General features: G+C 35.1%; 10 protein-coding genes. All 10 read left to right on the top strand.

From position 1 onward, the window contains the following. Window positions 1-190 precede the first annotated feature (190 nt). On the top strand, window positions 191-919 hold the full coding sequence (locus CXF67_RS02660; RefSeq protein WP_102087336.1) for a hypothetical protein: 729 nt from the start codon (window positions 191-193) through the stop codon (window positions 917-919). An 83-nt stretch (window positions 920-1,002) separates the two neighbouring features. Next, the gene (locus CXF67_RS02655; protein WP_102087335.1) at window positions 1,003-1,395 is read left to right on the top strand and encodes an MFS transporter; all 393 of its coding nucleotides are present in this window, start codon (window positions 1,003-1,005) and stop codon (window positions 1,393-1,395) included. Between the two features lie 97 nt (window positions 1,396-1,492). Continuing rightward, window positions 1,493-2,350, top strand: coding sequence for a nuclear transport factor 2 family protein (locus CXF67_RS18590; protein ID WP_257984564.1), 858 nt, complete (start codon window positions 1,493-1,495; stop codon window positions 2,348-2,350). 11 nt (window positions 2,351-2,361) lie between these two features. Beyond that, a complete protein-coding gene (locus CXF67_RS02645; protein WP_102087334.1) occupies window positions 2,362-3,300 on the top strand; it encodes an NAD-dependent epimerase/dehydratase family protein in 939 nt (312 codons plus the stop codon). Between the two features lie 26 nt (window positions 3,301-3,326). Continuing rightward, window positions 3,327-4,766 carry a high affinity choline transporter 1 gene (locus CXF67_RS02640; RefSeq protein WP_102087333.1) on the top strand — a complete coding sequence of 480 codons (1,440 nt, stop codon included), beginning with the start codon at window positions 3,327-3,329 and terminating at the stop codon, window positions 4,764-4,766. 26 nt (window positions 4,767-4,792) lie between these two features. After that, on the top strand, window positions 4,793-5,248 hold the full coding sequence (locus CXF67_RS02635; protein ID WP_308302165.1) for a RidA family protein: 456 nt from the start codon (window positions 4,793-4,795) through the stop codon (window positions 5,246-5,248). A 250-nt stretch (window positions 5,249-5,498) separates the two neighbouring features. Then, complete coding sequence (locus tag CXF67_RS02630) at window positions 5,499-6,791, top strand: DUF418 domain-containing protein (protein WP_102087337.1); 1,293 nt, start codon at window positions 5,499-5,501, stop codon at window positions 6,789-6,791. Between the two features lie 104 nt (window positions 6,792-6,895). Further along, window positions 6,896-7,384, top strand: coding sequence for an ester cyclase (locus CXF67_RS02625; RefSeq protein ID WP_102087332.1), 489 nt, complete (start codon window positions 6,896-6,898; stop codon window positions 7,382-7,384). A gap of 234 nt (window positions 7,385-7,618) precedes the next feature. After that, window positions 7,619-8,644: a proline iminopeptidase-family hydrolase gene (locus CXF67_RS02620; protein WP_257984563.1), complete on the top strand. Its 1,026-nt coding sequence runs from the start codon at window positions 7,619-7,621 to the stop codon at window positions 8,642-8,644. 40 nt (window positions 8,645-8,684) lie between these two features. After that, complete coding sequence (locus CXF67_RS02615; protein WP_257984562.1) at window positions 8,685-9,104, top strand: hypothetical protein; 420 nt, start codon at window positions 8,685-8,687, stop codon at window positions 9,102-9,104. Window positions 9,105-9,206: the final 102 nt, after the last annotated feature.

Genomic DNA, 9,206 nt, shown 5'->3' with positions numbered 1-9,206 from the left:
TAAAACAGAAACTTTAATCCATTGGGTTTTGAAAGGTGAGACCTTGAATAATAAAATATTGTGTTAGTTAAACTAAATTTTTAATACTTATGGCTTAAAACCACATGAACATGTGATTGACTCCTAATGGAATGTTAAATACTTTGCAGTTGTTTAATAATCAAAACAATTATTAATTAAAAATTAAATCATGAAACAGTTATTTATTATTTTATTGGTGTTACCGCTAATGGCGATGTCACAAACTTTTGAAAAGAGAATGTTATCCATGACCGAATTTACGGTCAAACAGGGACACACTGCTCAATTTATGGAGGGCGTTAAAAAATGGAAAGAGTGTTACAACGAAAATGAAGGAACTAATTCTTGGAACTTTTGGTCAAGAGTCCAAGGCGAGAATAACGTGTACGGGGTAACTGGTTACATGCCAAACTGGGCTGATATGGACAAAGAGGATATGGCTGGTAAGTCCTGTAGAATGATAGCAATGACCTTTATAGTGCCTCACGTTGAAAAATCGCATTATGCTATTTCTAAAACTTTACCAGATTGGAGTAAAAAAACCTTAAGTACAGATAGTAAGCTGGTTTGGGTCACTTATTTTAAAGTTAAAAATGGAGCTTTATTTTCTGAGATCATAAAAGAGGTAACAGCGACTATTGCTGCAGAAGAAGGCGAGCCTAGAGGGTACTGGTACTCTTTTATGGGTGGAGGTGAAGATGATCCTGATTATATGGTAACTGATTTGTTTAGTAGTTATGCAGCCATAGATGAAGATGATAAAAAAGATGCCCCCTTTGCCTTATACAAAAAAGTCCACGGCGATAAAAAAGCCAATCAAATGATGGATAAATGGAGGATGGCTCTAGGTAGCTCTTGGTCTTATATCTGGGAACTCAATGAAGAGTTGTCTAACTAATCTTTATGAATATTTTTAATTAGCTAAAGCTGGGTCAAGATTTTTTAATTCTTATCCAGCTTTTTTTGTTTAGTGGTTTCATTATGAATAAGAAAAAAGCATCTAGCTTAAGAAAAAAAGACTTTATCCTAACCAAAAATCCTGTTTTAAGGTATTTAGGCTTTTCGGGTTTATATTTTGCCCAAGGTATAACTGACGGAGTTACATTTTTTACCATACCCGCTTGGTTAGCCATGAACGATAAATCGCCTTTGGAAATTGCAAGTTTTGTAGCTGTAATAGGTATTCCATGGAGTTTTAAAATTATAATCGCTCCTTTGATTGATAGATATACTTTTTCAGCAATGGGAAGAAAACGACCATGGATCATATTCGGACAACTGGGCTTAATTATTAGCTTTTTATCTATAGGGTCTATTGATGACCCACTAAATAATATGACCGGACTTATGATATCTGGGTTCTTCATCAGCTAGTCTTCCTATCATTATTATACCTCTACTACGCATTATAAACTTTAAGAAAAACGAAGCTTCAATACTCAAATTTAAAACCAATTAAAACTAAAACACCATGAAAAATTGTTTATTACTTGCACTTTCAATAGTGCTCTTAGCTAGTTGTAACGATAAACGCTACACACAACAATCACCTGAAATCGAAACTTACAAAAAGGTAATTAATGCCTATCAAAACCAAGATTGGGAGAATTTTTCCACACATTATGCAGATACGGTGATGATTTATAATAATACCACAAAAGATAAAGGACAAACACTTACTCAACTTATCGAAAATAATAAACAAGATGCGTCTATGTTTTCGTCTTGGACTTATCTAGATAAAGATTCTGAATACGAAATGGTAGTGACCGACAAAGGTGAAACTTGGGTGAACTTTTGGGGTTTATGGCAAGCTAAACTTAAAATCACCGGACAAACCTACGATATCCCAGCACATATGACGGTTCAATTTGTGGACGGAAAAATTGTCAAGGAACACGGCTATTGGGATGTTTCAGAGTTGGTTATGAATCCTTTTAATGTTGAAGTTATTGACAATTTGTACAAGGCTTTTGCAAAAGGTGAAATTCCAAAAGTTCTTGAACTGATGGATCCTAAAGTTGTTTGGAATGAAGCAGAAAGTAATGCCTATGCAGACGGCAACCCATACATTGGTCCAGAAGCTGTTCTTAACGGTGTGTTTGCGAGAATTGGTGCAGAACACGAATATTTCAAACTTGAAGATGTTAAACTAAACAATATGTTTGACAACAAAGTCTTAGCTACCCTTCGTTACGATGCTATGTATAAAAATGGTAAAGCTTACAATGCTCAAGTAGCACACCTATGGACATTAGAAGATGGGAAGATTACAAACTTTCAGCAATTTACAGACACAAAAAAACTGGCTGACGCCTCAGCTAACTAAATTTTAAAAATATGAAAACAGTAGGAATTATTGGTGGTTCTGGTTTTATAGGAAGCCATACCACAAATAAATTTTTAGAAGAAGGTTTTAAGGTCAAAGTATCTTCTACAGACATTCACAAAGTTGAAAAATTCAGCCATCTAAAACAATTAAAAAATTCAATTAACTTAGAAATACTCCCGCTTAAAGTTGAAAATAAACAACAGCTTCAAGAATTTGTGCAAGGTTGTAAGATCGTCATTTACGGCGGAACACCTTTTCAGTTAGATGTACAAGATCCAAAAACTGAATTATTTGACCCCACAATCAAGGGGACTGAAAACTTCCTTGAAGTGATTAACGAAACACCTACGGTTAAAAAAGTAGTCTTTATAGCTTCTGTTGCCGCTTATAATACTAATTTTCCGTTACCACCAGACGGGAAAACACCTGATGATACCATAGGTGAAAGTGATGAACCCTTTATGAGTGTCGAAAGTCATCCTTACGCGCAAGCAAAATTTATAGCAAACCAAACCGTTGAAAAATTCATAAAAGAACATCCTAATGCTCATTTTGAAATCACAACGGTCTCACCTGTAGGTGTTATGGGAAAATCACTTTCTAACCGAGAAGATTCTGTCTCTTCTGGATTGCAATTTTTATTTAAAAATAAGATTGCACCTAATCCGTTTGTACAAATGTTATTCGATACCGATGCAGAAATGGCACTTGTAGATGTGAAGGATGTTGCTGATGGAATTTATAAGGCATCTGATAAAAAAGGCTTACATGGTAAAAACTATTTGTTAACCAGTGAAAGCTGGAAAGTCTCTGATATTTCCGCAATGTTGAACGGAGAAAAACCAGCTCATCAAGCTAAAATAGTTTACAAGAATGATCTAGCTAAACAGGATTTAGGGATGGACTTTAATCTAGTGGTAATACCACTAACTGAATTTAATAGCTAGAAAAAGTAAATACCATACTCTAATTTATGATCAGTTTCTTTATTATTATTTATCTGTTAGTGACTTTGGGCATTGGCTTTTGGGCTTCCAAAAAAATCAAAACATCTGGCGATTTTACGTTAGCTGGAAAAAGCTTGTCCACGCCCTTGGTGGCTGTAACGTTATTTGCCACTTGGTTTGGTAGTGGGTCTGTCATGGGGAATTCTGCTTATTTTATAAGAGATGGGTTTTCGGCTTACGCCACACTGATACTTACCATTGCAGTGTGCTTAATTATTGTTGCTTTTTTATTCTCAAATAAGTTATATAAGTTAAATATCGTTACCGTAAATGATTTCTTTAAAATCAGGTATAATAAAGCCATAGAAACGACTTCATCTGTTATTATGGTGTTTAGCTATCCACATTGGATTGCGGCACAGTTTATTGCCTTAGCGTATTTGTTTAATTCTATTTTAGGTGTTCCTATTGATTATGGTATTTTTCTTGGTGCTGGAATCGTTGTGTTTTACACCTATATTGGTGGGATGTGGGCGGTAGCTTATACTGACATGGTACAAAGCATCATGATTCTTCTCGGTTTAATCATACTTTTAGTTGAAATATTAAACCAAACTGATGGTCTTACACCCATTTTTGCCAATCAACCCGCTGAATTTTTTAGTTTCTATCCCAAAAATGCTGGTGTAGAAGAGTGGTCAAGATATATTGCGCTGATACTCGCTTTTACAGCAGGAGCGATCCCTGTTCAGGAAATCTATCAACGGGTGTTTTCTGCGAAAAGTCAAAGAGCTGCACGCAATGGATTACTTCTCGGCGGGCTTTTACTCACAGTTGTCTCTACAGTTCCACTTATTATTGGATTAGGAGGCGTTTATTTAGACCCTACTTTAATAGACGAGGGCGATTATCAAAACGTTATACCGGCTTTGGTTAATTCTATGATGGGTGTTCCCGTTCAAATTTTGTTTTACGGGGCATTAATTTCGGCGATTTTAAGTACTTGTAGCGGTGCTATGCTTGCTCCCGCATCTGTAATTGGGGAAAACCTCATCAAACCTAATGCACCAGGAATTACAGACAGTCGTTTACTGCTATTTACACGTTTTAGTGTCATAATCGTCGCCGCGTTCTCTTGTTATTTTGCGTTCAGCGATACAGATATTGTTGTGCTTGTAGAGTCTTCGCTGGCTTTAATTTTAGTTTGCCTTTTTGCTCCCTTTATGTTTGGGATGTTTTGGAAAAAAGCATCTGTAGGTGGTGCCTGGTCTGCTATGGCTCTTGGTGGTTTAACTTGGTTTACGTGCTTTTTGTTAGACACGACGATCGATGCAACAATCTATGGTTTTATAGCCAGCTGTATAAGCATGGTTTTAGGAAGCCTAGTGTTTAAAAATGATGAAAAGAAAACCAGACCTAACAGATTTTTAAAACCTGTTAGGTCTAAGAAACTAAATCAATACTAAGTTTTAAAATGTTATTGAATAATAAGATGAAAACCTTAAAATTACAAGTCATCGCTTTCCTTTCAATCTTGATGTTTTCAACAATAAGTTGTATTGAAAAAAACGAACAACAAACTGAAGATACTTCATTAGAAAAAGCTGAAACCGCTTTAACTTATAAATCCGAATACTTTCAACTTAAACCAGAAATTGAAGAGGCTTATGGGTATTCCCATGCGGTAAAAATCGGAAACCACATCAAAATTTCTGGTGCGGTAAGTATGAATGATGAAGGCAACCCAAAAGCCGTTGGGGATCTTGCTCAACAGATGAAAAATTGCTATGCCGATTTAGAAAAAATTCTCACTCACTACGGTTACACATTTGACGATGTGGTGAAAGAAGACGTGTTTACTACTGATATGAGTTTGTTTTGGAACACGCTGCCTACCGAACTGAAATTTATAAAAACCATTTCCCAACTGGCTCGTGGTTGGGTGTAAAAGAACTAGCACTACCTGAATTTATGATTGAAATTGAATTGGAAGTGTATAAAGCTGAATAGGGTTTTTAGTCTTATTCTAACTTAAGAAACGTATTTATTAACCTAAATCATAAACACAAATGAAAAAAATAGTCTAGTTCATATAATCTCTGCGCTCTCAGTGCCTCTGCAGTAAAATATTTTCCCAAAAGAAGCAAGGAATCATAAGCATGACACCAATATTCACTAAAAGTTTAATTAACACATTTATGGAACCATTAACAACAAATGAATTAAAACCCACCCAAAACACATCTCGTATCAATGCTTTGGATGTGATTAGAGGTATTGCCTTATTGGGAATTCTACTTATGAATATCAATGGTATGGGTTTGCCTTTTTCATACTCAGACCCTAGCATACTCGGTCATACTGAAGGCTTGAACTACTACGTATGGTTTGCAAACGAGCTATTTTTTGAAGGCACTATGCGAGGTCTGTTTACCATACTCTTTGGTGCAGGAGTCATCCTACTCACCAGTCGACTAATTGACCGTGGAGCTGGCATTTCAACCGCAGATGTATATTACCGTAGAATCGTGTGGTTATTATTCTTTGGTTTAATCAATTCTTGGGTATTTCTATGGGATGGAGACATTTTATATGCCTATGCTTTGTTTGGATTCTTTCTGTTTCCATTTAGAAACTTACGTGTAAAGAGTCTAATGGCAATTGCCGCAATATTAATCAGCTTGGGTGTAGTTTTGGACGTTTATAGTTTTCATACTAACAAAGAAATAAAACAAGAGGCTGAAAAAGCCATTACGCTTAAAGCAAACGGAACTGCAATTGATACTAAAGCTGAACAAAAAATTGCGGAATGGAAAAAATTGACCACTGCTAAAACTTCAGAGGAAATCAAAGAAAATATAGAGGCAATACATAGCGGTTATTTCAAAATTTTTAAAACTAAATCAAACTATATCCAATGGATGCAAACTTGGTTTCAGTACCGCTATGGACTTTGGGATATCTTGAGTTTTATGATGCTAGGCATGGCCTTTTTTAAACTCCGAATACTTCATGGTGAAAAGTCAGTAAAATTCTACCTGTTACTTGCTATTATTGGATATGCTGTTGGTTTAAGCATAAATTACTATGAAGTAAAGATGATTACAGAAAGTAATTACGATCCATTAACCATTTACGAAGCTCATCAAACCTACAATATTGGTCGATTGTTTGTCACACTTGGACACGTTGGATTATTTATGCTGTTTATCAAATCTGGTATTCTTAGTTTTCTTCAAAGAAGCTTGGCTGCTGTAGGAAGGATGGCGCTTTCTAATTATTTAATGCACAGCATTATCACCTCAATATTCTTTCTTGGCTTTGGTCATTATGGATTATTGGAACGTTATGAACTATATTACGTGGTCTTTAGCATTTGGATATTTCAATTAATTACCAGTCCCATCTGGTTAAAATATTTCCAATTTGGTCCATTTGAATGGCTTTGGCGCTCTTTGACTTATGGTAAAAAACAAATTTTTAAAAAATGATAATACCTATTTTAGTTATACTAAAAACTTAGTACTTGAGACCTAACAGGTCTTGTGTGTTTAATAATATGTTGTGTACAAATAAAAAATAAAATCTTATAATTATGAATAAATCCTTTTTAACTGTACTAACTACAATTTTCTTATTATGTAGTTGTCAATCAACAGATAAGAATTCAATTTTAGAGAAAAACAAAGAAATTGTTTTGAACTATCACAAAGTTTGGAGTGGAGATAAAATTGACAATTTAGATGATATACTAACAACAGACTTTGTTAATCATTATTTAACGAGTGAAAAATGGACAGGAATACCAGCGGCTAAAAAAGGAATTTCAGATTGGAGAGCAATTTTTCCAAATTGGCACGAAGAGCTAGTGGATGTTATTCAAGAAAAAGACAAAGTTGCAATGCGGTATAAAGCCACAGCAACCCATACCAAAACTTATGAAGGAATTGATTCGACAGGAGCTAAAATTGAAATATACGAGGTTTCTATTTATCGAATAAGTGATGGTAAAATTGCTGAACAATGGTGCTTTCCTGATGACCAAAGTATAATAACACAAATTCTTGCCTTTAAGAAAGAGTAGAAATACTTGTGCACAAAATGTATATAAAAAACAAACAAAATTGTAGTAAAATCAAAGCTTTTGGCTTGTATCAAACTTTGTTTTTAGCTGAAATCTTTGAACTTCAAAATCGGTAACTTTTCATTTATGAACCGATAAACAATATTCTAAAATAATGAAAAACACTAACATCTACACAATTTAATTTAAACCCTTAAACTATGAAAACTAGATTTCTTTTTAACCACTATTATTTTGGTGCTTTTCGGTTGTGTTGAAAAAACTGAAAAATCAGACAAAACAGAAACTACAACAGTAACCGAAAAATCTGGTTACTTCGACTATTCAAACAGTGATGACCAGCTTACTGGTGGCATCAACATGATTCCTATAAAAACTCCAAAAGGAACTTTCAACGTATATACCAAACGCATGGGTAACAATCCAAAAATGCGTGTCCTTCTCCTTCATGGTGGACCAGGTGGAACCCATGAGCAATTTGGTAATTTTGAAGGTTACTTGCCCAACGAAGAAATTGAATACATTTACTATGACCAACTCGATTCCTATTATAGCGACAAGCCCAACGATCCTTCACTTTGGACTATTGAGCATTATGTAGAAGAGGTTGAGCAAGTCCGAAAAGCTTTAGGCCTGAATAAAGATAACTTTTACTTACTTGGCCAATCTTGGGGTGGTATTCTTGCTATGGAATATGCCTTAAAATATCAAGATAATTTAAAAGGGCTTATCGTTTCTAATATGGTTGCCAGTTTCCCCGAATATAACAAGTATGTTCAAGAAGTGCTCGGTCCTCAATTGCCTGAAGACGTTTTAAAAGAAATTAAAGCATTAGAGGCTGATAAAGATTACTCCAACCCTAGATACGAAGAACTCTTGACGGAGCATTACTACACCGAACATGTTTTGCGTAAACCACTAGAGGAATGGCCAAAATCCATCCACCTCATGTTCGAGCATCTTAATCCAAATATTTACATCTATATGCAAGGTCCAAGTGAATTTGGTATTACCGATGAAGCTACTTTAAGTGATTGGGATATTTCAGAAAGACTAAAAGAAATAAAAGTCCCAACCCTAATGCTAGGTGCAAAACACGATACCATGGACCCGAAATATATGGAATGGATGTCGACTGAAGTTCAAAATGGGAGAAGTGCAACTACTAATGGTAGCCATTGTTCTCAATTTGATGATCCTGAAGTTTTTTTCAACGGAATAATCACATTTATAAAAGATGTAAATGAAGAAAATTTCTAGGTTTAAATCTATATTTATTTAACCAATTAAACCAACCCTTATGAACCTTAAAAAATCTTTTACTCTGGCCATCATATTAGGTATTGCTTTTGTTGCTTCTTGGGAAATCTATTGGCGTTCTCAAGGCTATTTCCCAGATTTAGACGACGATAAATACCTTTGGGCAAAAACACGAGCCAATGTGGACAAGGCAACTGGAGATGATCTAGTCCTTGTAGGGTCTTCCAGAGTACTATTTAACATTCAGCTTGGTCAATGGGAATCATTAACTGGCATCAAGCCCATTCAATTGGCAAATGCAGGCGCTACCCCGTTGCCAGTATTTCATGATATTGTTGAAAATACTAACTTTATAGCAACTGTAATCGTTGGTGTAACACCACCTTTATTTTTTTCAACCACCTTTGAACAAGCCCCACCATGGAGCAGAGCAGCCTCTAATACCAATTTAAATAGTTAATGTTGTTATTATTGTTTATCTTTAAGAATGGCAAAACCTCGTATATTTCCTATAAAAGAAAGTGTAATTGAACTGAAATCACTTCGAAAAAAGCAATCCGCT

The organism is Psychroflexus sp. MES1-P1E (assembly GCF_002836055.1).
Taxonomy (GTDB): Bacteria; Bacteroidota; Bacteroidia; order Flavobacteriales; family Flavobacteriaceae; genus Psychroflexus.
Note: the sequence above shows the minus strand (reverse complement) of the source record. Positions and strands in the feature narration are given on the sequence as shown.